Below are 22,580 nucleotides of genomic sequence, written 5' to 3'. Positions count from 1 at the left end.
GACGACGGGCCCCGTGGGCTGTCGAGAGGTGGTGGCGCTCATCCTTGAACTCCCTGGGCGGACTCGCGAACCGCGGGCGTCGCGATCCGTGCCCGCCGGCGGTGGCGGACGCGGACGAGCCTGCCCGTCCGGCGGCTCTCCATGCAATGACAAGTAATTGACGAGATTGTTTAAGATCACTCACATGGCCGTCGACGTGTCCGTCCGTCAGCTCGAGATGTTCAGCGCCGTCGTCGAGCACGGCTCGATCACCGAGGCCGCCCGACAGCTCATCGTGTCGCCCGGCGCGATCTCGCTCGCGATCACGCAGCTCGAGGCCGAGCTCGGCGTCCAGGTCGCGATCCGCACCCGGGGCCGGGGCGTCCAGGTCACCTCCGCCGGACGAGAGGTGTACGAGCACGCACGAGAGATCGCCGAGAGCCTGCAGGAGATCCGGCGGGTCGCGGCCGCCACCCGGGGCGGCCTCGCCGGCGCGCTGCGCCTCGGCCTGTTCACCACGCTCTCCCCGTGGCTCTTCCCGCCCCTCGCCGAGCACTTCGACCGCTCGTTCCCCGACGTCGACCTCCAGCTCGTCGAGGGCGGCTCGGCAGACCTGCAGGACCAGCTCGCCGAGGGACGCCTCGACGCGGCCCTGCTCTACGAGAACCACGTCAGCACGCCCCTGGAGACCCACCGCCTCGCCGCCGTCCGTCTGCAGCTGGCGCTCGCGGCCTCCCACCCGCTCGCGGCGTACGACGCCGTCCCGCTCGCGGCCCTGCGCGACGAGGACGCGGTGCTCCTGGCGATGCGCCCCGCGAGCGACCACGTCGAGGAGATCCTGCGCGTCGCGGGCATGACGCCGCGGGTCCGCTGGCGCAGCACCAACGTCGAGACGATCCGGTCGCTGGTCGCACGGGGTCTCGGCTACACGATCATCATGGGTCGGCCGTACGGCGACCTGACGTACGAGGGGATGCCGGTGGTGTACCGGCCGATCGCGGACGACCTGCCCGCCAACGCCCTGGTGCTCGCGGTGCCCAAGGGCGGCCGGCCCACCGCCAGGCTCCGCGAGCTGGCCTCGTTCTGCGAGGAGGCGTTCGGGGACGACCTGGAGCCCGGTGTCGTCCCCACCAGCCGCATGGGACGGCTCTCCTGAGCGTCGTGGGGGGAGCGGCGGGCTCAGACGTCGAAGAGCGTGGGGTGCTCGAGGTGCACGCCCTCGGCCTCGAGCATGCGCAGCTTGGTGCGCCGTCCGCCGCGCGCGGAGAACCCGCCGACCTGGCGGCCCGCGGCGAGCACGCGGTGGCACGGCACGATCGGCGGGAACGGGTTGCGCCCGAGGGCTTGGCCCACCGCCTGCGCCGCGCCGGGGGCGCCGAGCCGCGCTGCCACCTCGCCGTAGGTGAGGGTGTCGCCTGCCGGGATGGTGCGCACCACCTCGTACACGCGGCGGTCGAAGTCCGGGACGGCGGCGAGGTCAAGGTCGATCCCGGACAGGTCGCCGGTCCCCGTCCCGAGCAGGTCGGCGACCTCGGCCACGATGCCGGCGATCGCAGGGTCCGGGTCGGTCTCGCGGGCGGCCGGGTACCACTGCGCGACGGCGGCGCGGGTGCTCTGGGCCGAGCCGTGGGGGAGTGCGGTGCCCACGACGGTGCCCGATGCGCGCCACACGAGGGCGCAGTGCCCGATCGCGGTGGGGAAGACGCAGAAGGCGAGCCCGTCGGGGGGAGTGGCCATGACGCTCACCGTAGTCACGCCGTCCGACACGAGGCCGGCGGGAGCGGGAGGCGATCGCGTGGGGCCGAGGGCAGCGGATGTCGCGATCTGCGCGAGACCACTGTGTTGTGTCATACACAATGGTTTGAGGTGTATGTCCGAATCATCCTACCGCGCACCACGGTGGATGGCGAGAACTTCGCCGTCCGGCCACCGCGACGGGCGCACGGGTTCGGCGCACCGCGGCGTCGAGGCGGTGCGCCGCGTCGCCGTCCGGGGGATCGGAGAGCGCTTCGAGGACGAGGAATCTCGTGCGGCGACGTCCGGTGCGCACCGGGACGCGCCGGACCGGCCGACGAACGATTCTGGACGAACGATCCGGACGAATGCGTCAGGGCGAACTGCACGAGCCGCCGACGTCGTACGCGCCGGCGAGGCGCCGGACCTGCGTCGCGCATCGCGGCGGTGTCGGTCATCGCGGTCGTCGCCGAGCGCACTGTGTGCACCTGGTGACCTGAGCTCCTGGTGTCGCGGCGATGGAGCGCTCGCGGACCTGCGATTGCTAGTGCCGAGCGAGCCTCGTCCTGCCGTCGCGAGGGAGGGGCTCCAGGGCGGCTTCGCTTCGCGTAATGACATAATGTGCATTATCGGTTGATCGCTCCACGCCTTGCGGACCCCGCTCGATTCCCAGAAACCGGCCCGGACTGGGGCCCCGGCCGCGATGTCGCGTCGCCGGCGTCACGACGACGCGTTGCTCGTCGGCGCTGACGGCGGGCCCCGTGCCGTGCGCTGCACGACGTGGGGCCGGCCGTCGCCCGCGCACCCGGCCTTGTGTTTCTTCGGCACCTGAGGTCCCGACGTCCTCGCCGGCGATCTCGAGCTCGTCGCCAGGCACCACCGGGTCCGACGTGTGGATCACCTGTGGCCTGCACAGGATCCGGCGAAGAACGTCTCGTCCGCCGTCCCCGGGGCGCACGCGGACAGGCCGCCGATCGCCAGGGCGGCCACGACCCTCGTCAGCGCCTGGTGCGCGGCTCTCATCGCCCCTGCGTGCGACGGCTGCGTCGGTCCCCCAGAACGCACTCCCCACGAGCCGTCGTCGCAGCGCCTCTCCCCTGCCGGGCGGTCGTCGGCTCCGTCCGCAGACCAGTCGTGTCGGATGAAAGTTCCTTCACCGCGCAGAGCAGGACGGGGCAACTCTTGACGCAGCCCGGGGCCGGTCCTAGCGTCCAGCACAGGCGCACCTGGACAACGACGTCCAGCGGTCCCGCACCGTCGCGCCGTCCGAACCGAGGAGGACCTCGTGAAGGATCCAGAAGAACGGCGCCTGGTGCGCGCCACGGCGGCGGTCGCGGGCGCGGGCCTGCTGCTCGCCGTCATGGCCCCCGCCCAGGCGGACACGACCGACACACCGGCAGGCACGTCGAGCGTCGACGTCGGCGCGATGGTCGACGCGATGACGCTCGACCAGAAGATCGGCCAGATGACGTGGACCCACGTCTACGGCTCGTCCGCCGAGGACACCTCGATGGCGGCGAGCAACCGGGCCCGCTACGGCGTGGACACCCCGGCGCAGGTCGTCCAGAAGTACGACCTCGGCGGCGTGCTCTACTTCGCCTGGTCGGGCAACACGGCCAACCCCCAGCAGGTCAACGGCCTGTCGAACGGGCTCCAGGAGGCCGCGCTGGACGACGGCGGACCCGGCATACCGCTCGCCGTCACGATCGACCAGGAGGGCGGCCTCGTGGCCCGTGTCGGGCCGCCGGCCACGGCGCTGCCCGGCAACATGGCCCTCGGGGCCACCTTCGACGCCGGGCTCGCCCGGGCGCAGGGCGACGTCCTCGGGTCCGAGCTGAAGGCGATGGGCGTCAACGTCGACTTCGCGCCGGTGCTCGACCTCAACACCAACCCGGACAACCCGGTCATCGGGATCCGCTCGATGGGCGCGCGCCCCGACGCCGTGAGCGAGCTCGGCGTCGCGCAGATCGAGGGGATCCAGCAACACATCGCGGCCACCGCGAAGCATTTCCCCGGCCACGGCGACACCGAGACGGACTCGCACTACGGACTGCCCGAGGTCACCTACGACCGCGCCACCCTGGAGAAGCACCTGCAGCCTTTCCAGGCCGCGATCGACGCGGGGGTCGACATGATCATGACGGCGCACATCGTCGTCGACGCGATCGACCCCGACCTGCCCGGCACCCTCTCCCCCAAGGTCCTCACCGGCCTGCTGCGGGAGGAGATGGGCTTCGACGGCATCATCACGACCGACGCGCTCGACATGGAGGCGATGACCGACAACTGGTCCCAGGAGGAGATGTCGGTCATGGCGATCCAGGCCGGCTCCGACATCTTCCTCAACTCCCCCGACGTCGACGCGTCGATCGCCGGGGTGAGGCAGGCCGTCGCGGACGGCACCATCACGGAGGCGCGGCTCGACGAGTCCGTCACCCGCATCCTCGAGTGGAAGGCGGAGCGCGGCATCCTCGCCGACGCGTACGCCGACCCGGCCGAGGTCGGGACGGTCGTGGGGTCCGCGGACCACCTGGCGACGGCCGCGACCATCGCGGACCGGTCCATCACCATGGTGCGTAACGAGGACCGCCCGCTGCCGCTCCGGCCGGGCGAGGACTCGCTGCTGGTGGTGGGCGCCGGTGCGGCATGGCCGGAGCGGCTCGCGCCGCTGCTCGCCGACCGCGGGTTCGACGTCACGACGGAGCTCGAGAACGGCACCTCGCCGTCCGCCGCCTACCGGGCGCGGGCCGTGGCGGCCGCAGCGGGCGTCGACGCGGTCGTGTTCACGTCGTACAACGCGAGCGGCAACGCGGCGCAGCAGGCGATGGTGGACGCGCTGGCGGCGACGGGCACGCCGGTGGTCGTGGTCGCGGCGCGCAACCCGTACGACGTCAACGTCTTCCCGACGGCCGACGCGGTGCTGAACAGCTACGGGTACGGGGTGGTCAACTACGCCGCGGTCGTGCGCGCGATCGCGGGCGACATCAACACGCTGGGCAAGCTCCCGGTGGCGGTGCCGACGGCGGACGGCGACGAGGTGCTGCTGCCGCTCGGGTTCGGGCACCGGTACCCGGGGTGGCCGCACCTACCGGGGTCGGGCAAGCCGGGACGCTGAGGTGAGGAGCGCCCGCCGGTCGCCCCCTGCAGAGGGGACCGGCGGGCGCGTCTCAGCCCTCTCGACTCAGCGCTCTCCCCCGCCCCCGAGGGACTCGAAGCGTGCGAGCGGGCCGGCGAGGACGCCGCCGTCGACGGGCAGCGTGACGCCGGTGACCCAGGCGGCGTCGTCGGAGCCGAGGAACGCGATGGCGGCCGCGACGTCCTCGGGCTCGCCGATCCGGCCCAGGGGGTACAGCGTCGCGAGCCGGTCGGGGTCGGACCGCTGGTCCCACGACCGGGTGCGGACGGTCCCGGGCGCGACGACGTTGATCCGCACTCCCCTGCTCCCGAGCCGCACGGCGAGGTTCTGCGCGAGGGACACGAGCCCCGCCTTCGCGGCCGAGTAGTCCTCGTCCCCGAAGGCCTGCAGGCCGTTGACGGAACCGACCAGCACGACCGATCCTCCGCGCGGCAGGTGGGGCGCCGCGGCCCGGACGCAGCGCGCCGGTCCGGCGAGGTTGAGGTCGACGCCGGCGGTCCAGGTGGCGTCGTCCATGCCGTCCAGGAGGCCCGGGTGCACGCCCGTGCCGCCCGCCACGCCGACGAGCACGTCGAGGCGGTCGTGCCGGTCGAGCGTCGCGGCCACGGCGGCCTCCACCGACGCGGTGTCGGTGATGTCGCACGCGACGGCCGAGGCGGGCGGCCCGCCGGCGGGGAGGCCGTCCGCGGCCCGCCGTGCGGCGTCCGCGTCGAGATCGGCGACCACGACGGTGGCGCCCTCCGCGTGCAACCGGCGCACCGCGGCCGCGCCGATCCCGTGCGCGCCGCCGGTGACCAGCGCCACGCGGCCGTCGAAGCGTCCTGCCGAAGGTCCTGTCACGTCCGTCCTCCTCGTCGAAGCTGTGGTCGTCCTGGTCGCCGCCGCGTCAGGGCCGCGTCAGAGCGTGAGCCGGTAGTAGTTCTCCTCGCCGTACCGCTCGAACCCCGCCCGGCGCAGGAGGCGGGCGGAGGTGCTGACCCGGCCCTTGACGAGGGCGAGCGACGCGCCCGCGGCGGCCGACAGCCGCAGCCGCTCCTCGAGCACGGCCCGATAGGCGCCGCGGCCGCGACGGTCGGGCACGGTGCCCGCGCCCCACAGCCGGGCGACGGTGCCCAGCTCGGGTCGGGGCGCCGGCGCGAGCGTGACCCCGGCGGACGCCACGGGCTCGGCGTCCTGGTAGGCCACGACACGGATCTCGCTGCTGTCCCCGGACAGCAGCGTGCGCGCGGCGGCAGCGAGCCGCTCGTCGTCCATGGGCTGCTGGTCCCACACCGCGGTGTCGACGCGGTCGGCGTCGCGCAGCCCGTCCACGTCGGTCACGCGTCGCACGACGAGGCGCCCGTCGCGCTCCGGCGTCTCGCGGAGCCCCTGCTCGAGGCCGCGTGCGAGCACGTCCACGGTGTCCTCGAGCCGGGCGCCGCGGGAGAGCAGCAGGTCGGTGAGGTCGGGGGTGCTGCTGGCCGAGTCCCAGACGCCGAGGGTGTCGCTGCCCCAGGCACGCGCTCGCTCGACGGCGTCGCGCAGGACGTCCTCCGGCGCGCGGGCGGACGCGAGCCCGGTGAGCACGACTCGGCCCTGTGCCCATGCGGGCCACCGGGTGAGGGTGACGTCCGTGACGACGCAGTCCGCGTCGGGCGGCACCCACGACCACTCGGTGGCGGCGCGCAGCACGGTCGGCGGGTCCCAGGCGTCGCTCATGACGGCAACCTAGCGAACCGGCGTACGGCCGCGGCGGTGACGCGCGCGGGCGTCACAGGTCGGCGGCGAGGGCGCGGACGACGTCGGCCGCGGGCCCGGTGGCGGCGCTGCGGTGGCCGGTCCCGGCCCACAGGTGCAGCCGGTCGGCGTCTCCGGCGGCGGCCGCGCGTCGGCGCAGCTCGCGGGTGAGGTGGTGCACCTGCGGGTAGGCGGCCGGGGCGTGCGCGTCGTGCCGGTCGAGGAAGCCGTTGCGCAGCGACCGGGCGGGGCGTCCCGTGAAGGCGCGCGTGACCGCCGTCGTCGTGTACCGGGGGTCGCCGAGGGCGTCCCGATGGGTCCTGGAGGTACCGGCCTCGTCGGTGCGCAGCAGCAGCGTCCCGACGGCGACGGCCTGCGCCCCGGCCCGCAGCAGCCGGGTGACGGCCGCAGGGCCGTCCACTCCCCCGGCGGCGACGACCGGAAGGCGCGAGCGCGCCACGACCGCGGCGACGGCGTCGTCGGTCGTGCCGTCGACGACGGTGCGTCCCGGGTCCCACGTGCCGCTGTGCCCGCCCGCGCGGGGCCCCTGGACCACGAGACCGTCGGCCCCGAGCGCCTCTGCGGCCGCGGCCTCCTGCGGCGTCGTGACCGTGACGAGCACGACGGACCCGGCGGCGCGCAGCGCCGCGACGTCGGCCGCCGGCGGGGGTCCGAACGTGCACGACACCACGGGCACGGGGTCGCGGCGCAACAGGTCGACCTTCGCCGCCCAGCCGTCGTCGTCGGTGGCCGGAACGGCGGCCAGCGCGGCGTCGAGGTCGACGTCGTGCGCCGCGGCGTCCGGCGCGATCCGCCGCGCGTAGGCCGCGAGCGCCGCGGGGTCGGGCGCGGGCGTGGTGGCGGGGACGAAGAGGTTGACGCCGAAGGGGTGTGCCCGCTGGTGGGCGCGGCGGACCTGGTCGGCGAGGGCGTCGGGTTCCTGGTAGCCGCCGGCGAGAAAGGCGAGGGCTCCGGCGTCGGTCGTGGCGGCGAGGAGGTCGAGCGTGGTGGCGCCGCCGGCCATGGGTGCGGCGACGAGGGGCAGGTCGGTGCCGAGCAGGGTGGTGCGGGCCGTCTCTCGCATGTCTCGCATCGTCTCGCATCGTGCCACCGGGCGGGCGCGGTCGTCGCGGGGACGGTCTCATCTGGCGCTCATGCGCGCCTGGCACGCTGGGCGCCCCGCCGGAGGGCGGTACGGGTCGGTACGGGAAGGGGTGTGCGCGCCGCATGACGGTGGTGGTACGGGAGCGTGCGACGGCGTGCGACGCCGGGGTCGGGACGTTCGTGCTGGTGGGCGGCGTGCCGGGCGCCGGCAAGAGCACGGCGCTCGCGCGGGTGGCGGGGTGCCGTCCGGGGGTGCGGGTGCTGGACAGCGAGGCGGCGCGTCGTGACCTGCGGGGGCGGGTGCCGCGCGGGGTGCCGTACGGGGTGTACCGGCCGGTGGTGCACGTGCGGCACCTGGCGGGGGTGGTGCGGGCGGTGCTGGGTGGCCCGCGGGAGCGGGGCGGCGAGGGGGTGCTGGTGGTGCACGACCCGGCGACGTCGCGGGTGCGGCGGTGGTGGTGGGCGTGCCTGGCGCGTCGGGCGGGGTGGCGTCCGGTGCTGGTGATGGTGGACGTGGGGCGCGGCGAGGCGTTGTCGGGGCAGGAGGCGCGGGGACGGGTGGTGCGGGGGCGGGCGTTCGCGCGGCACTGGCGGCGGTGGGCGGCGCAGCGTGCGGGCCTGCTGGCGGCGTCGGGCGGGTCGAGGGAGGCCCCGGCCGCCGGGTGGTCGCAGGTGCACGTGGTGGGCCGGGGTGAGGCTGTGTCGGTGCTGGTGGGGGTGGTGGACGCGGCGCCGTCGGTCGGGGTGCGCGGTGCCCGCTAGGGTCGCGGTCATGACGTCCTCTGGGTTGTCGGGTGGTGCGCTGGAGCGGGTGGTCGCGCAGGTGCGTGCGGTGGGCGACGGCGTGGTGTCGTCGCTGGGCCCGGACGGCGCCCCGCAAGCGGCGTACCTGACGCTGGCGGTCACGGAGTCGGGCGAGCTGGTGTTCGACGCGCGGGAGGGGTCGCGCAAGGTGGCGAACCTGCGCCGCGACCCGCGGGTGGCGGTGGTGGTGGGCGGCCCGGACGGGACGACCCTGCAGGTCGAGGGCGTGGCGGACCTCCCGGACGGCGCGGACCGCGAGCGGTGCGCGGAGGCCTACCGGTCGGCGTTCCCGCACTTCGCGGCGTCGTTGGACGACCCGGGGATCGTGGTGGTGCGGGTGGTGGTGCGGTGGGCGCGCTGGGGCGACCACCGCCCCTCTCCCCCCGTGGTCGTGGAGCTCGTGGGCGGTGGGCGTGCCTGAGGTGCCCCGGGTCGTGCGGCTGGTGGACCCAGAGGGGGTGCGGCTCGCGCCACGGCGTCCGGTGGGGACGGGGGCGCTGGTGCTCGCCGGGTCGAGCGGCCGTGTCGACGAGGGCCGGGCACGCCTGCTGGCCGGACGCGGGGTGCTCGCGGAGTCGGTGCGATGGTTCGGTGGCCCCGGTCAGCCTGCGGGGCCGTGGGACGTCCCCGTGGAGACGTTCGTGCGCCGCGTCGAGGCGCTCGCGGCGGAGTGCGACCGTGTGGTGCTGGTGGGGACGTCGTTCGGGGCCGAGGCCGCGCTCGTCACGGCGGCGCTCGCCGCGGGGACGGGCGCGCCGGTGGACGCCGTGGTCGCGCTCGCGCCGTCGGACGTGGTGTGGGCGGGGGTGGCGCCGGGTGGTCGGCAGACGTCGCACTGGACGTGGGGCGGGCGGCCGCTCCCGTTCGTGCCGTTCGTGCCGGGGTGGGCCCCGGTCGACGACCCGCCGGCGTTCCGCGACCAGTACCAGCGGTCGCGGGAGGCGGACGCGGCCCGCACGACGGCGGCGGCCATCGCGGTCGAGCGGATCGCGGAGGTGGTCCTCGTGGCGGGCGGGGACGACCAGGTGTGGCCCGCGGTGCGGCACGCGAAGGAGATCGTCCGGCGCCGGGAGGCGCACGGGCTGGCGACGACCCTGGTGACGGACCAGGAGGCCGGCCACCGCGCGACGCTGCCCGGGGAGCCGCGGGTGTCGGCGGGCATGGCGATGCGTCGTGGTGGCAGCGAGACCGCCGACCGTCGTCTGGGCGAGGCGGCGTGGGCGGCGCTGTGCCGGGCGCTGCGCGTGCCGGACGACGTCGCCCGGTGACGTCCCTCGTGCCGTCCCCTGTGCCATCCCCCGCGTCGGCAGGGTGCGCCCGAGGTGCGGGCGCTCAGCGCCAGCCGAGGGCGGGCGCGACGTGCCGGACGACGTTCTCGACGACGTGCGCGTTGTACTCGACGCCGAGCTGGTTGGGCACGGTGAGCAGGAGGGTGTCGGCCGCGGCGACGGCCTCGTCCTCGGCGAGGTCGGCGACGACGTCGTCGACCTCGCCGGCGTAGGTCTTGCCGAAGCGGGCGCGCACGCCCTCGAGGACGCCGACCTGGTCGGTGCTGGCGGTCTCCAGGCCGAAGTAGGCGCGGTCGCGGTCGTCGGTGATCGGGAAGATGCTGCGCGACACGGACACGCGCGGCTCCCACCCGTGCCCGGCGTCCGCCCAGGCGTCGCGGAAGCGCTGGATCTGCTCGGCCTGCAGGCGGTGGAACGGGACGCCCGTGTCCTCGGACAGGAGGGTGGAGCTCATGAGGTTCATGCCCTGCGCGGCGGTCCACTCCGCGGTGGCGCGGGTGCCGGCGCCCCACCAGATGCGCTCGCGCAGACCCTCGGAGTGCGGCTCGACGCGCAGCAGCCCGGGCGGGTTGGGGAACATGGGGCGCGGGTTCGGCTCGGCGAAGCCGTCGCCGTCGAGCACCTCGAGGAAGCGGGCGGTGTGCCGTCGGGCCATGTCGGCGTCGGACTCCCCCGCCCGCGGCTCGTGCCCGAAGTGGCGGAACCCGTCGATCACCTGCTCGGGCGACCCGCGGCTGATGCCGAGCTGCAGGCGGCCGCCGGCGATGAGGTCCGCGGCGCCGGCGTCCTCCGCGAGGTACAGGGGGTTCTCGTAGCGCATGTCGATGACGGCGGTGCCGATCTCGATGCGGCTCGTGCGCGCGCCGACGGCGGCGAGCAGCGGGAACGGGGACGCGAGCTGGCGCGCGAAGTGGTGCACGCGGAAGTACGCCCCGTCGGCGCCGAGCTCCTCCGCCGCGACGGCGAGGTCGATCGACTGCAGCAGCGCGTCGGACGCCGAGCGGGTGGCGGACTGCGGGTGCGGCGTCCAGTGGCCGAAGGACAGGAATCCGAGGTGCTTCACGGGGGCGTCAACCTCCTGCGGGCCCGGGTGCTTCCCGGGTGCCCCTTCGATCGTCGCCTCGCGGCCCGTGGCCCGCGCGCGCTGCGCGGACATCGTCGTGGACCGAGGTGCGACCCCCGCCTAGCCTGTGCTCATGACCCTTGCACACGACGTGGCCGGGGACCCCGGCGCCCCCGCCGTCGTCCTCCTGCACGCCGGCGTGGCCGACCGTCGCATGTGGGACGCCGTCGCCCCCGCCCTGGCGCACACGTTCCGTGTGGTGCGCCCGGACCTGCGCGGCTTCGGGGACTCCCCGCTGCCGGCCGACGGCGGCCGGTACACGAACGCGGGCGACGTCGTCGCACTCCTCGACGACCTCGGCGTCGCGGACGCCGCCGTCGTCGGGTCGTCGTTCGGCGGGAAGGTTGCGCTCGAGCTCACGACGACCCACCCCGGCCGGGTGCGCGAGCTGGTGCTGCTGTGCCCCGCCGCCCCTGGCGTGCCCGACACGGAGACGTCCGACGCGTTCGACGCCGAGGAGGCACGGCTCCTGGCCGAGGGCGACGTCGAGGGCGCTGTCCGGCTCAACGTGTCGACGTGGCTCGGCCCGGACGCCGACGACGACGCCGCGGAGGCCCTCACCGTCATGCAGCGCCGCGCGTTCGAGGTGCAGCTCGCGGCCGACGCGGCCGCGAGCGCCGCCGGGCTGCCCGAGCCCGGCCCGGACGGCGTCGAGGTGGGCCTCGCGGGGATCCGCGTGCCGACGTTCGTCGTCGAGGGCGCGCACGACATGGACGCGCTACGGGCGTGCGCCCGGCACGTGGCGGCGTCGGTGCCCGGCGCGGAGCTGTCCCTGCTGGAGTGGGCGGGGCACCTGCCGGTGCTGGAGCGGCCGGACGCGATCCTGGCGCTGCTGCTGGACGTGCTGCGCGACGACCCGACGGTGCACGCGCCCTGACCGGTCAGGGTCGCGGTGTGGGCCCGTGCCAGGTGAGCGCGATCAGGCAGGCATCGTCGCGCTGGTGGGTCCCGAGGTCGACGAGGTGGGTGGCGGACTCCCCCGACTGCGCGAGGCGGGCGGCGTGCTCGGCGAGGTGCTCCAGTCCGTCGCGCAGGGGGGCGTCGCGGCGTTCGACGACGCCGTCGGTGTACAGCACGACCGTGTCCCCGGGGGCGAGCGGGACGGTGCCCTCCGTGCGTTCGCCGGGTGCGCTGCCGACGCCGAGCGGGAGGGACCGTCCCGCCCAGAGGAACTCGGCGGCGCCGGCACGCCGCACGTGCAGCGGGGGAAGGTGCCCGGCGCTCGCGTACGTGAGGGTGGCGTTGGCGGTGTCCAGCTCCGCGTAGACGACGGTCGATCCGAAGCCGATGTCGTGGTGGCGGACGAACATGTCGAGGCGGTCGAGGACCTTGGCGGGGCCGATCCCGGGCTCGGCGAGGGCACGGGTCGCGGTGCGCAGCTGACCCATGGCGGTCGCGGAGGCGAGCCCGTGCCCCACCACGTCGCCGATGACGACGTGGAGGACGCCGTGACCGTGGGCCGCGCCGCGGTCGGCGCGGTGGTAGGCGCCTCGGTCGAGGTCGAAGACGTCGTACCAGTCGCCGCCGACGGTGAGACCGCTGGTCGCCGGCCGGTACTCGGCGACGACGTCCAGGTCGGGGCGCTCCGGCAGGTCACCGGCCAGCATGGCGAGCTGCAGCTCGTGGGCCACCGACACGCTCTGCTCGGCGAGCTGTGCCCGGTCGAGGGCGATGGCACCCTGGCGGACGACCGTGGTCAGGGCTTCCCTGTCGGGCGGGACGTCGCCGAGACGTTCGTGGGGGACGACCACGAGGTGTCCCCAGGAACGCTGGACGCCGTCGACCGGCATCACCAGGAGCCCGGCCTCCCCGGCGGACGGGCGGGGCGCGGTGGTCTCGAGCGTGACCCGCGCGACGCCGGGGTGCCGTGCGACCACGCCGAGCAGCGCGTCGCGCACCTGGTCGACGCCCGCGACCCGCGAGAGCGCCGCGGTGGCCTCCTGCACCCAGCGCAGGCCCTCGGCCCACCGGTCGGAGCTCGTGCGGGCGCGCACCAGCTCCTGCTCGAACTCGGCGCGGCCGCGGGAGGCGAACATGGCCACGTCGATCTCGGCGCCGCTCCCGGGTCCGGCGGGGCCACGACGGTGGGCGGTGACCAGCACGGGCAGCGGCTCGCCGGGCGTGCGCAGCGCCAGGGAGACGTCCTCCACCCTGCCGTTGAGCGCCAGGGCGGGGGCGACGTAGGCCTCCCAGTAGAGCCGGCCGCCGGCGGTGATCAGGCTGCCCAGCGGCCGGCCGACCACCGGGTCCGGCAGCTCGTGGGACGGGGGCGACGGCTGGCCGGGCGCGTGCCCCGCGCGCCAGCGGAGGAAGGTGACGTTCGCGTCGAGGACCGTGCCGTCCTCGTCCAGGCGCAGCATGGCCACGGGTGCCCTGGACCAGGCGTCCGCGAGGCTGCCGTCGCTCATGCGACGGGCTGCTCGTCCAGGGGCGCCGGTCGCGCGCCGTCGAGGGCCAGGTAGTCACGGATCGCGCTGACGAGAGCGGTGGGCGCGCTGAGGTTCGGGCAGTGCCCGACGGCGTCCAGGAGGGTGAACCTCGAACCTGTCAGGTGCTCGTGGACGTAGCGGCCCACCTCGGGCGGGGCGATCGCGTCCTGACGGCACTGGACGACGAGGGCCGGCGTGCGCACGGCGGCGAGGTCGGCGCGGTTGTCCGACAGGAACGTGGTGCGTGCGAAGCGTCGCGCGATGACCGGGTCGGTGCGGCAGAACGCGTCGGCGAGCTCCTCGCCGAGCTCCGGACGGTCCGGGCTGCCCATGATGACCGGACCCATCGCCCGGGACCAGCCGAGGTAGTTGGCGTCCATCGTGGCCAGCAGCTCGTCGATCTCGCCGGCGGTGAACCCCCCGCGGTAGCCGCCGTCGTCGACGTAGCGGGGGCTGGGACCGACCAGCACCATGCGCTCGAACAGGTCCGGCCTGCGCACGGCCGCGAGCAGGCCGATCATCGCGCTGACGGAGTGGCCCACGAACACCACGGGTCCGAGGTCGAGGTCGTCGAGCAGGTCGATCACGTCGGACGCGTACCCCTCGAGGGCCGCGTGCCGCGCCACGTCGTACAGGGACGGGTCCGCGGCGCCCGCGCCCGCGTGGTCGAACAGCACCACCCGGTGGTCGGGCTCGAACGCGCGCGCCACCCACCGCCACATCGACTGGTCGCAGCCGAACCCGTGCGCGAACACCATCGGCGGGCCGTGCCGCGGCCCGGACAACCGGGTGCCGTGGCGCTCGCTGGTCCTCATGACCACCCAGGGTAGGCGCTCGCGGCCCGCACGATGACGCTCCGCGGCAGGGACCAGCCGCCCGCAGGACACGTGCGCGAAACACCGGGGGGCGAGGATGCGGGGGTGATCATCGCCCCGGAGTCCCCGGCCGCCGTCGACGTGCGCGCGCTGCTGGAGGAGCACCTTTCCGACATGTACGCCACGTCCCCCGCCGAGTCGGTGCACGCCCTCGACCTCACGGCGCTGCTCGCCCCCGCGGTGACGTTCCTGACCGCGCGCGACGACGACGGGACCCTGCTCGGCTGCGGCGCCCTCAGCGAGCTCCGGCCCACCACCGCGACGTCCCCCGGGCAGGGCGAGGTGAAGTCGATGCGCACGGCGCGCCCCGCGCGCGGACGCGGCGTGGCGGGCGCCGTCCTGGACCGGCTGGTCGCCCTGGCCCGCGAGCGCCGGTACGCCTCCGTGAGCCTGGAGACGGGGCCGCAGGAGTACTTCGCGGCCGCGCGGCGCCTGTACGCGCGGCACGGGTTCGTGCCCTGCGGCCCGTTCGGCTCCTACTCCCCCGACCCGTGCAGCGTGTTCCGCACCCTCGACCTGACGGACGACCGCACGGACGCGGCTGTCGGCCCCGCCGCCTAGCCTCGCGGGATGACCGACACCCCGACCTGCGACGCGCCGGGCACGGCGCCCCTGCTGGACCGGCGGTTCGCGTGGCGGGGCCGCGAGGTCGCGTGGACGGCGTTCGGCTCCGGCCCGCCGCTGGTGTTCTGCCACGGCACGCCGTGGTCGTCCTGGCTGTGGGAGCCGTACGCCCGCGCCCTGGCCGGCGGGTTCACCGTGCACCTGTGGGACATGCCGGGCTACGGGGACTCGTCGAAGGACCCCGCGCACGACGTCGACCTCGGGACGCAGGGCGAGCTGTTCGCCGCCCTTCTGGAGCACTGGCGCCCCGCCTGGGCCGCGACCGCAGCCACCGGGCGCGACGGCGGGGGCGACGCCGGCACGCCGCCGCTGCCGCACGTCGTCGCGCACGACTACGGGGGCGCGGTGAGCCTGCGCGCCGCGCTGCTGCACGGCGCCCGGTACGCGTCCCTGTGCCTCGTGGACGTGGTGGCGCTGCGCCCGTGGGGCTCGCCGTACTTCGCCCTGGTGCGCGAGCACGCCGACGTCTTCGCGGCCACGCCCGCCGCCGTGCACCGGGGCGCGCTGGAGGCGTACGTGCGCACGGCCGCGCACCGGCCGCTGCGCGAGGAGCACCTGGCCGCGCTCGTCGCCCCGTGGACGGGCGAGGCCGGGCAGGCCGCGTTCTACCGGCAGATCGCCCAGGCCGACGAGCGGTACACCGCCGAGCTCGAGCCGCTGCTGGGCGACCTCGACGTCCCGGTGCGCGTGCTGTGGGGCGAGGAGGACGCGTGGATCCCGCCGGACCGCGCGCGGCGGCTGGCGGAGGCCCTGCCGGACGCCGACGTGCGGATGCTCCCGGGCGCCGGGCACCTGGTGCAGCTCGACGCACCCGTCGCGCTCGCCGTCGAGCTGCAGCGCTGGTTGTCCGCGTCCCGCTGACAGTCGGTGCCCGGCCGACAGTCAGTACTAGTCGGTACCAGTCAGTACCAGCTCGCCCGCGCGTGCTGGAAGATGAGGTTGGTCTCGGTGAGCGCCACGTCCGGGTCGGTCGACAGGTGCTCGATGACGAACTCGTTCAGGGCGTCGGAGTCCGCCGCGGCCACGTGCACGAAGAAGTCGTGCGCCCCGCCCAGCAGGAAGACGTTCAGCACCCCGGGCAGCTCGGCGAGGCGCTGCAGGTAGCCGCTCAGGCGGGTGCGGGCCGCGCCGCGCATCTGCACCGCGATCATCGCCTGCAGGGGGTGCCCGGTCCGCGCCGGGTCGACGTCCGCGTGGAAGCCGCGGATCACGCCGCGCTCGCGCAGCTGACGCACCCGCGTCAGGCAGGTGGACGGCGCGATCCCCGCCCGCGCCGCGAGCGCGTTGTTCGGCAGCCGCGCGTCGTCCGCGAGCGCCGCGAGGATCCGCTGGTCGACGTCGTCCAGCCGTGCGGGGGCGGGCCCGCGCCGTTCGAGCCCCCACGACGGGTCCGGCCGGACGTCCGTGGGCCGGACCTCCTGCGTGCGGACGTCCTGCCCCCGCCGCTGCCCGGATCGAACATCCTTCGCGCGGGGCTGGCGTGGCGCGGGCTGAGCCGGGCGTCGTGTCGACATCTTGGCAATCTACCGAAGGATGTGCGGATTCGTGGCGTGCAGCCGAATCTGCCCGTCAGACTGGGACGTGAGCGGGGTCACACGCCCCGCGCCACGCACCCGCCGATCCCTGGCCACGAGCAGGGGGTCGGTGCCGAGCCACGAAGGCGGACTCACCATGCGCATCGGCGTCCCGAAGGAAGTCAAGAACCACGAGTACCGGGTGGCGATCACGCCGGCCGGCGTGCACGAGCTCGTCGCCCGCGGGCACGACGTCGCCGTGGAGGCGGGTGCCGGGGCGGGGTCCGCGATCACCGACGACGAGTACCGCGCCGCCGGGGCGGACGTCGTCGCCGACGCGGACGAGGTGTGGGCCGGCGCCGAGACGGTGCTCAAGGTCAAGGAGCCGGTCGAGGAGGAGTACCACCGGCTGCGGCCGGGGCTCGTGCTGTTCACCTACCTGCACCTCGCGGCGGACAAGGCGCTCACCGAGGAGCTGCTGGCCCGCGACGTGACCGCCATCGCGTACGAGACGGTGCAGACCCCTGACGGGCGGCTCCCGCTGCTGGCCCCCATGTCGGAGGTCGCGGGGCGGCTCGCGCCGCAGGTCGGGGCCGCCACCCTGCTGCGCGCCGCGGGCGGTCGCGGGGTCCTGCTCGGCGGGGTGCCCGGCGTGCCCGCCGGGCACGTGGTGGTCATCGGTGCGGGCGTCTCGGGCATGAACGCCGCCCGGATCGCCGTCGGGCTGGGCGCCCGCGTCACCCTCCTGGACACGAGCGCCGACGCGCTCAAGGCCGCCGACCGGGAGTTCGGCGGCCGCGTGCAGACCCTCGCCTCGAACCGGCTCACCCTCACCGAGGCGGTGCTCGAGGCCGACCTGGTGGTCGGGGCCGTCCTGGTCCCCGGCGCGAAGGCGCCCGTGCTGGTGGCGAACGACGTCGTGGCGCGCATGCGGCCGGGCGCCGTCCTCGTGGACATCGCGATCGACCAGGGCGGCTGCTTCGAGGACTCCCGCCCCACGACGCACGCCGACCCCACGTTCCCCGTGCACGACACGGTCTTCTACTGCGTGGCGAACATGCCGGGCGCCGTGCCCCGCACCTCCACGTACGCGCTGACGAACGTGACGCTGCCGTACGCCGTGGCGCTCGCGGACCACGGCTGGCGCGAGGCCCTGCGCCGCGACCCGGTGCTGGCCCGCGGCCTCAACGTGCACGACGGGCGCGTCACCAACGCGGGCGTGGCCGAGGCGCACTCCCTCGAGCACGTGGACGTCGACGCCGTCCTCTGACGGTCGCGCCGCGAGGCGGCACGCTCAGCATCCCCGATGCCGACCGAGGCCGGGTGCGCGGCGGCACGGGCACCCGGTCGAGGTCGGCCGCGACGGTGAGGCCGCCGTCGAACACCTCGCGCGCCTCGCGCTCGAACTCGTCCGGCAGCTCGTCGGGCACGCGGTAGCGCTGGGAGAAGTGCGTGAGCACGAGGTGGCGCACGCCGGCGCGCGCGGCGACGATCGCGGCCTGTCGGCACGTGAGGTGCGCCCACCGGGCGGCCAGCTCGGCGTCGCGGTGCAGGAACGTCGACTCGACGACGAGCAGGTCGACGCCGTCGGCGAGCTCGAGGACGGCGTCGCACAGGCGGGTGTCCATGACGAACGCGACTGACTGCCCCGGCCGCGGCACGGAGGCGGCGTCGCGTCGCACGGTGCGGCCGTCGTCGAGGACGAGGACGCCGTCGCGCAGCAACCGCCCCACCGCCGGGCCGGCGGGGACGCCCGCGGCCGCGAGCGCCGCCGGGTCCAGGGACACGCCGTCCGGCTCGTCGAGGCGGTAGCCGACGGCGTCGACGCGGTGGTCCAGCGGGCGCGCGGTGAGGACGGGGGCGCCCGGGCCGGCGCCGCGCTCGCCGTCCAGGCGGGGCAGCGTCACCACGGGTGACGGACGGGGCGACGGACCGGGCGACCGAGCGGAGGTCGCCGCGCCGGGGAAGGCCACGGGCTGCAGCGCGACCCGCTCGTGGTGGTCGTAGGCGCTGGCGTCGAGCAGGTGGCGCACCCAGGGCTCGCCGGAGGCGGGGAACGAGATCGGCACGGTGTGGCGCACCTGGTCCCCCGACAGGCGCTGGGCGACGCCCGCGAGGCCGAGGGAGTGGTCGCCGTGCAGGTGGGTGATCGCGATGCGGGTGAGGTCGGTGGCGGACACCCCCGCGAGCGTCATCTGCCGCTGCGTGCCCTCCCCCGGGTCGAAGAGGATCGCCGCGTCGTCGAAGAACAGCACGTACCCGTTGTGGTTGCGGGTGCGCGTGGGCACCATGCTCGCGGTGCCGAGCACGACGAGCTCGCGTCGCGACACGCCGCCGCGCTCAGCGGCCGAGCGCGCGCCCGACCACGCGCACCAGCCCCGTGGTCACGTGCTGCACGGGGCGCCACAGGTCGCGGTCGAACACGGCCGTGCGGGTGGCGGGGCCACGGCGCAGCCGCCCCGCGAGGCGGCTCGCGGCGGGCGCCGGCGCGGAGGGCGCGGGCTTCAGGGAGGGCAGGCCGGCGAGCACGGACGGCCGGTAGCGGGCGCCCGGGTCCCACCTTGGGTGGGGGCGCTGCCTCGCGTCGTCGGGGGTCGGGGCCTGCATGAGGTCATCGTGGCGCGGCGGCGTGGCCGCCGCAAGGCCGGGGACGGCCCCGAGGACGCTCAGGCGCCGGGGAAGCCCTGGGGGTTCTCGGACTGCCAGCGCCAGGTGTCGGCGCACATGTCGTCGATCGTCTTGACGGCGCGCCAGCCGAGCTCGGTCTGCGCGCGCGTCGGGTCGGCCCAGAACGCGGCGAGGTCGCCCGCGCGGCGCGGCCCGACCTCGTAGGGCAGCTCGCGGCCCACGGCCCGCTCGAACGCGTGCAGCATCTGCAGCACGGACGTGCCGGTGCCGGTGCCGAGGTTGAAGGCGCGCACGGGCTCGGCCATGGCGTCCAGGTGGTTCAGCGCGGCGACGTGCCCGGCGGCGAGGTCCTCGACGTGCAGGTAGTCGCGCTCGCACGTGCCGTCGGCGGTCGGGTAGTCGTCGCCGAAGACCACGAGCTTGTCGCGCTTGCCGACCGCGACCTGTGCCAGGAACGGCATGAGGTTGTTCGGGATGCCCTGCGGGTCCTCCCCGATCCGGCCCGACGGGTGCGCGCCCACCGGGTTGAAGTAGCGCAGCAGCGCGACCTTGAGCCCGCCGACCGCGACCGCCGCGTCGGCCGCGATGCGCTCGATCATCACCTTCGTCTGCCCGTACGGGGACGACGACGACAGGTACTCGTAGTCCTCGCGGTAGGGCACGGGCGCCTTCTCCCCGTACACGGTGGCCGAGGAGGAGAACACCAGGCGCGGCACGTCGTGGCGGCGCATCGCCTCCAGCAGCGACAGCGTCGAGTCGAGGTTGTTGCGGTAGTACTCCAGCGGCTTGGCCACCGACTCGCCCACCGCCTTGAAGCCCGCGAAGTGCACGACGGCGTCGAACCTCTCGTGCGCGAACAGCCGGTCGGTCTTCTCCGCGTCGGTGAGGTCGATCGCGTGCACCGGCACGTGCGCCCCCGACAGGGACTCCAGGCGGCCCACCACCGTGGGCTTGCTGTTGGAGAAGTCGTCCACCACGACGACGTCGTGCCCGGAGGCGACGAGGGACAGGACGGTGTGGGAGCCGATGTACCCGGCGCCGCCGGAGACGAGAACGCGCATGGGCCCAGCCTAGGGCGTCGGGCACCGTCGTCGGACGGGCGTCCGCACCCCGGGCCGGGCCCGTGCGTGTCGGGTCGTGTCAGCTGCCGCCGAGGAGCTCGGTGAAGCTCGGCGTCGCGGCGAACGGGTCGACCGGGCCGTCGTTCTCGCGGCGCGCCACCCGCTGCGCCAGGTCGCGCCCGGCACGCGCGATCCGCTTCGGCAGGCCGGCGCCCGGGTCGTCGGCGCTCGCGGCCCAGTCGTCGGTGGCGGCGAAGACGCTGGTCGGCACGACGTCGGCGCGCAGGTACGTGAACAGCGGCCGCATCGTGTACTCCAGCGCCAGGGAGTGGCGGGCGGTGCCGCCGGTCGCGCCGAGCAGGACCGGCATGCCGGTCACCGAGTCGGGGTCGACGACGTCCCAGAACGACTTGAACAGCCCCGAGTAGCTCGTGGTGAACACGGGCGAGACGGCGATGAGCCCGTCCGCGCCCGTCACGGTCTCCAGCGCCCGGGCCAGGTCGCCGGTCGGGAACCGGGTGAGGATCGCGTCGACGACGGCGTGCGCGAGGTCGCGCAGCTCGATCGTCTCCACCCGCACGGTGTGGCCGGCGTCCTCCAGCTCCCGCACGGTGGCGTCCGCGAGCCGGTCGGCCAGCAGGCGCGTCGACGACGGCTGGGACAGGCCCGCCGACACGACGGCGAGGGTGCGGGTGGGGTGAAGGCCCGAGGGCCCCGAGGACATGGTCATGCGCGTGCCTCCTGCGATGCGGCGGGCTGGGTGCCCTCGGCAACGGTACCGGTGTACGGGTCGGCGGTGTCGCCGACGTGGGTGGCGCCCGCCTCGCCCGCGGCGCGGGCGGCGGCGACGCGCTCGGCGTGCGTCGGCGGGTTCAGCGGGACGTCGTCCGCGGGGCGCTTGGCCTCGACGATCTTGCGCAGCTCGGGCACGACCTCCTCGCCGAGCAGGTCGATCTGCTCGAGCACGGACTTCAGCGGCAGGCCCGCGTGGTCCACGAGGAACAGCTGGCGCTGGTAGTAGCCCACCTCGTCGACGAACGACGCGTACCGGTCGATGACCTGCTGCGGCGAGCCGACCGTCAGCGGCGTCTCGCGCGTGAAGTCCTCCATCGACGGGCCGTGCCCGTACACGGGCGCCTCGTCGAAGTAGGGCCGGAACTCGTTCCACGCGTCCTGCGACCGCTTGCGCATGAACACCTGGCCGCCGAGCCCGACGATCGCCTGGTCCGCGCGCCCGTGCCCGTGGTGCTCGAAGCGCTGCCGGTAGAACCGCACCATCTGCCGGGTGTGGTGCATGGGCCAGAAGATGTTGTTGTGCAGGAAGCCGTCGCCGTAGAACGCGGCCTGCTCGGCGATCTCGGGGCTGCGGATGGAGCCGTGCCACACGAACGGCGGCACGCCGTCCAGCGGGCGCGGGGTGGACGTGAAGCCCTGCAGCGGGGTGCGGAACTTGCCCTCCCAGTCCACGACGTCCTCGGTCCACAGCCGGCGCAGCAGCGCGTAGTTCTCGACCGCGAGCGGGATGCCCTGGCGGATGTCCTGCCCGAACCACGGGTACACGGGACCGGTGTTGCCGCGGCCCATCATGAGGTCCATGCGCCCGTCGGAGATGACCTGGAGCATCGCGTACTCCTCGGCGAGGCGCACCGGGTCGTTGGTGGTGATGAGCGTCGTCGCCGTCGACAGGGTGATGTGCTTCGTGACGCCGGCCAGGTAGCCCAGCATCGTCGTGGGGGACGACGCCACGAACGGCGGGTTGTGGTGCTCGCCCGTGGCGAAGACGTCCAGGCCCGCCTCGTCGGCGTGCCGCGCGATGGTGAGCATGTTGCGCACCCGCTCGGTGTCGTCCGGGGTGTGGCCCGTCGTGGGGTCGGTGGTGACGTCGCTGACGGAGAAGATTCCGAACTGCACGGCTGCGCTCCCTGCTCGTGGTCTCTTGCTGCTGGACTCTGACGTGAAGCCTGGGTCCATGCATTTGCATGTACATGCCGGTGAACCGTGCACCGCTCCCGGTTGTTCCCGGTGGTCCCCGGCCCTCCCGCGGGCCCGCGGGTGACGTCGCGCACAAAGGGTGCCCGCAGGGCGGTCTCGAGTTGCGCACGGCGCGCCGACTGGCCAGCCTGGGGAGGCAACCGCCACGTCCCGCCACTGTGCCTGTCTCCGGCACCGGTGCGGACCGTGCTTCACGGGACCTTCACGGACCGCCGGAACAACCCCCGGCAGGGCCGCGTTGGAACCTCAGGCCCCTTCCCACCGACCTCCAGGAGGACGACATGCCCGACCGGTCCCTGCGCGGCATGAGCATCGGCAGCAAGAGCATGGAGTCCGACGAGGGCGTCGACTTCGCCCCCCGGTTCCAGGCGCACTACGACTGCCCCAACGGCCACACCATCATCCTGCCCTTCTCCCCCGCGGCCGTGGCGCCGCCGGTGTGGGAGTGCCGGTGCGGCGAGGAGGCGCTCCTGCGCGACGCCGAGCGCCCCGAGGTGAAGCCCGGCAAGCCGCAGCGCACCCACTGGGACATGCTGCTCGAGCGCCGCACCGTCGCCGAGCTGGAGGAGCTC

Annotated in this window: 24 protein-coding genes; 10 read left to right on the top strand and 14 right to left on the bottom strand. The window is 75.0% G+C overall.

The genetic code is table 11. The annotated features are described in order from the left end of the window. Positions 1 to 184: 184 nt before the first annotated feature. Entirely contained in the window at positions 185 to 1,135 is a 951-nt protein-coding gene (locus ACFWEK_RS05090; RefSeq protein ID WP_430553314.1) for a LysR family transcriptional regulator, read from the top strand. 23 nt (positions 1,136 to 1,158) lie between these two features. Here ACFWEK_RS05090 and ACFWEK_RS05085 read toward each other — a convergent pair whose 3' ends face one another. Together ACFWEK_RS05085 and ACFWEK_RS05080 are read right to left on the bottom strand one after the other, a co-directional pair. Beyond that, complete coding sequence (locus ACFWEK_RS05085; protein ID WP_430553313.1) at positions 1,159 to 1,716, bottom strand: methylated-DNA--[protein]-cysteine S-methyltransferase; 558 nt, start codon at positions 1,714 to 1,716, stop codon at positions 1,159 to 1,161. A gap of 894 nt (positions 1,717 to 2,610) precedes the next feature. After that, on the bottom strand, positions 2,611 to 2,736 hold the full coding sequence (locus ACFWEK_RS05080) for a hypothetical protein (protein WP_430553312.1): 126 nt from the start codon (positions 2,734 to 2,736) through the stop codon (positions 2,611 to 2,613). Positions 2,737 to 2,998: 262 nt separating this feature from the next. Here ACFWEK_RS05080 and ACFWEK_RS05075 point away from each other — a divergent pair, with 262 nt between their 5' ends. Further along, the gene (locus ACFWEK_RS05075; RefSeq protein ID WP_430553311.1) at positions 2,999 to 4,828 is read left to right on the top strand and encodes a glycoside hydrolase family 3 protein; all 1,830 of its coding nucleotides are present in this window, start codon (positions 2,999 to 3,001) and stop codon (positions 4,826 to 4,828) included. A 66-nt stretch (positions 4,829 to 4,894) separates the two neighbouring features. On the opposite strand, the gene ACFWEK_RS05070 is transcribed toward ACFWEK_RS05075, so the two are convergent. Genes ACFWEK_RS05070 through ACFWEK_RS05060 form a run of 3 tightly spaced genes read right to left on the bottom strand, consistent with a single transcriptional unit; the run spans position 4,895 to position 7,649 of the window. Beyond that, positions 4,895 to 5,689 (bottom strand): SDR family NAD(P)-dependent oxidoreductase, encoded by a 795-nt coding sequence (locus ACFWEK_RS05070; protein WP_430553310.1) that lies wholly within the window; start codon positions 5,687 to 5,689, stop codon positions 4,895 to 4,897. 57 nt (positions 5,690 to 5,746) lie between these two features. Next, positions 5,747 to 6,547: a hypothetical protein gene (locus ACFWEK_RS05065; RefSeq protein ID WP_430553309.1), complete on the bottom strand. Its 801-nt coding sequence runs from the start codon at positions 6,545 to 6,547 to the stop codon at positions 5,747 to 5,749. Positions 6,548 to 6,599: 52 nt separating this feature from the next. Continuing rightward, positions 6,600 to 7,649, bottom strand: coding sequence for a nitronate monooxygenase (locus ACFWEK_RS05060; RefSeq protein WP_430553308.1), 1,050 nt, complete (start codon positions 7,647 to 7,649; stop codon positions 6,600 to 6,602). Positions 7,650 to 7,792: 143 nt separating this feature from the next. Between ACFWEK_RS05060 and ACFWEK_RS05055 the strand changes: the two genes are divergently transcribed. The 3 genes from ACFWEK_RS05055 to ACFWEK_RS05045 are packed head-to-tail and all read left to right on the top strand — an operon-like array spanning position 7,793 to position 9,741. Continuing rightward, the gene (locus ACFWEK_RS05055; RefSeq protein WP_430553307.1) at positions 7,793 to 8,431 is read left to right on the top strand and encodes an AAA family ATPase; all 639 of its coding nucleotides are present in this window, start codon (positions 7,793 to 7,795) and stop codon (positions 8,429 to 8,431) included. Positions 8,432 to 8,441: 10 nt separating this feature from the next. Continuing rightward, positions 8,442 to 8,894, top strand: coding sequence for a pyridoxamine 5'-phosphate oxidase family protein (locus ACFWEK_RS05050; RefSeq protein WP_430545511.1), 453 nt, complete (start codon positions 8,442 to 8,444; stop codon positions 8,892 to 8,894). Then, positions 8,887 to 9,741 (top strand): alpha/beta fold hydrolase, encoded by an 855-nt coding sequence (locus ACFWEK_RS05045; RefSeq protein ID WP_430553306.1) that lies wholly within the window; start codon positions 8,887 to 8,889, stop codon positions 9,739 to 9,741. The genes ACFWEK_RS05050 and ACFWEK_RS05045 overlap by 8 nt, the downstream gene beginning before the upstream one ends. A 64-nt stretch (positions 9,742 to 9,805) precedes the next feature. On the opposite strand, the gene ACFWEK_RS05040 is transcribed toward ACFWEK_RS05045, so the two are convergent. Next, positions 9,806 to 10,825 (bottom strand): LLM class flavin-dependent oxidoreductase, encoded by a 1,020-nt coding sequence (locus tag ACFWEK_RS05040; protein ID WP_430553305.1) that lies wholly within the window; start codon positions 10,823 to 10,825, stop codon positions 9,806 to 9,808. 133 nt (positions 10,826 to 10,958) lie between these two features. Here ACFWEK_RS05040 and ACFWEK_RS05035 point away from each other — a divergent pair, with 133 nt between their 5' ends. Then, positions 10,959 to 11,762, top strand: a complete 804-nt coding sequence (locus ACFWEK_RS05035; protein WP_430553304.1) for an alpha/beta fold hydrolase — start codon at positions 10,959 to 10,961, stop codon at positions 11,760 to 11,762. A 4-nt stretch (positions 11,763 to 11,766) separates the two neighbouring features. Here the strand turns inward: ACFWEK_RS05035 and ACFWEK_RS05030 are convergent, their stop codons facing one another. Both ACFWEK_RS05030 and ACFWEK_RS05025 read right to left on the bottom strand, forming a co-directional pair. After that, entirely contained in the window at positions 11,767 to 13,293 is a 1,527-nt protein-coding gene (locus ACFWEK_RS05030) for a PP2C family protein-serine/threonine phosphatase (protein ID WP_430553303.1), read from the bottom strand. Further along, positions 13,290 to 14,129: an alpha/beta fold hydrolase gene (locus tag ACFWEK_RS05025; protein WP_430553302.1), complete on the bottom strand. Its 840-nt coding sequence runs from the start codon at positions 14,127 to 14,129 to the stop codon at positions 13,290 to 13,292. The genes ACFWEK_RS05030 and ACFWEK_RS05025 overlap by 4 nt, the downstream gene beginning before the upstream one ends. A gap of 105 nt (positions 14,130 to 14,234) precedes the next feature. On the opposite strand from ACFWEK_RS05025, the gene ACFWEK_RS05020 reads away from it, so the two are divergent. Continuing rightward, the gene (locus ACFWEK_RS05020) at positions 14,235 to 14,750 is read left to right on the top strand and encodes a GNAT family N-acetyltransferase (RefSeq protein ID WP_430545517.1); all 516 of its coding nucleotides are present in this window, start codon (positions 14,235 to 14,237) and stop codon (positions 14,748 to 14,750) included. A gap of 9 nt (positions 14,751 to 14,759) precedes the next feature. Then, on the top strand, positions 14,760 to 15,674 hold the full coding sequence (locus ACFWEK_RS05015; RefSeq protein WP_430545518.1) for an alpha/beta fold hydrolase: 915 nt from the start codon (positions 14,760 to 14,762) through the stop codon (positions 15,672 to 15,674). A gap of 41 nt (positions 15,675 to 15,715) precedes the next feature. Here ACFWEK_RS05015 and ACFWEK_RS05010 read toward each other — a convergent pair whose 3' ends face one another. Then, the gene (locus ACFWEK_RS05010; RefSeq protein ID WP_430553301.1) at positions 15,716 to 16,327 is read right to left on the bottom strand and encodes an Lrp/AsnC family transcriptional regulator; all 612 of its coding nucleotides are present in this window, start codon (positions 16,325 to 16,327) and stop codon (positions 15,716 to 15,718) included. A gap of 157 nt (positions 16,328 to 16,484) precedes the next feature. Here ACFWEK_RS05010 and ald point away from each other — a divergent pair, with 157 nt between their 5' ends. Then, complete coding sequence (gene ald, locus ACFWEK_RS05005; protein WP_430553300.1) at positions 16,485 to 17,597, top strand: alanine dehydrogenase; 1,113 nt, start codon at positions 16,485 to 16,487, stop codon at positions 17,595 to 17,597. Here the strand turns inward: ald and ACFWEK_RS05000 are convergent. From ACFWEK_RS05000 to ACFWEK_RS04980, 5 genes are all read right to left on the bottom strand, one after another. Next, entirely contained in the window at positions 17,533 to 18,657 is a 1,125-nt protein-coding gene (locus tag ACFWEK_RS05000; RefSeq protein WP_430553299.1) for a ribonuclease Z, read from the bottom strand. The genes ald and ACFWEK_RS05000 overlap by 65 nt on opposite strands. A gap of 10 nt (positions 18,658 to 18,667) precedes the next feature. After that, the gene (locus tag ACFWEK_RS04995) at positions 18,668 to 18,934 is read right to left on the bottom strand and encodes a hypothetical protein (RefSeq protein WP_430553298.1); all 267 of its coding nucleotides are present in this window, start codon (positions 18,932 to 18,934) and stop codon (positions 18,668 to 18,670) included. A gap of 59 nt (positions 18,935 to 18,993) precedes the next feature. Further along, positions 18,994 to 20,016 (bottom strand): UDP-glucose 4-epimerase GalE, encoded by a 1,023-nt coding sequence (galE, locus tag ACFWEK_RS04990; protein WP_430545523.1) that lies wholly within the window; start codon positions 20,014 to 20,016, stop codon positions 18,994 to 18,996. A gap of 79 nt (positions 20,017 to 20,095) precedes the next feature. Next, complete coding sequence (locus ACFWEK_RS04985) at positions 20,096 to 20,746, bottom strand: FMN reductase (protein ID WP_430553297.1); 651 nt, start codon at positions 20,744 to 20,746, stop codon at positions 20,096 to 20,098. Then, positions 20,743 to 21,927, bottom strand: coding sequence for an LLM class flavin-dependent oxidoreductase (locus ACFWEK_RS04980; protein WP_430545525.1), 1,185 nt, complete (start codon positions 21,925 to 21,927; stop codon positions 20,743 to 20,745). Before ACFWEK_RS04980 ends, ACFWEK_RS04985 begins: the two co-directional genes overlap by 4 nt. 362 nt (positions 21,928 to 22,289) lie before the next feature. Here ACFWEK_RS04980 and ACFWEK_RS04975 point away from each other — a divergent pair. Then, a partial coding sequence (locus tag ACFWEK_RS04975) for an RNA polymerase-binding protein RbpA (protein ID WP_430553296.1) occupies positions 22,290 to 22,580 on the top strand: 291 nt, incomplete at its 3' end.

Source organism: Isoptericola sp. NPDC060257 (genome assembly GCF_042726645.1).
Classification (GTDB): Bacteria; Actinomycetota; Actinomycetes; order Actinomycetales; family Cellulomonadaceae; genus Isoptericola; species Isoptericola nanjingensis.
This window is presented reverse-complemented; position numbering and strand designations above follow the sequence as displayed.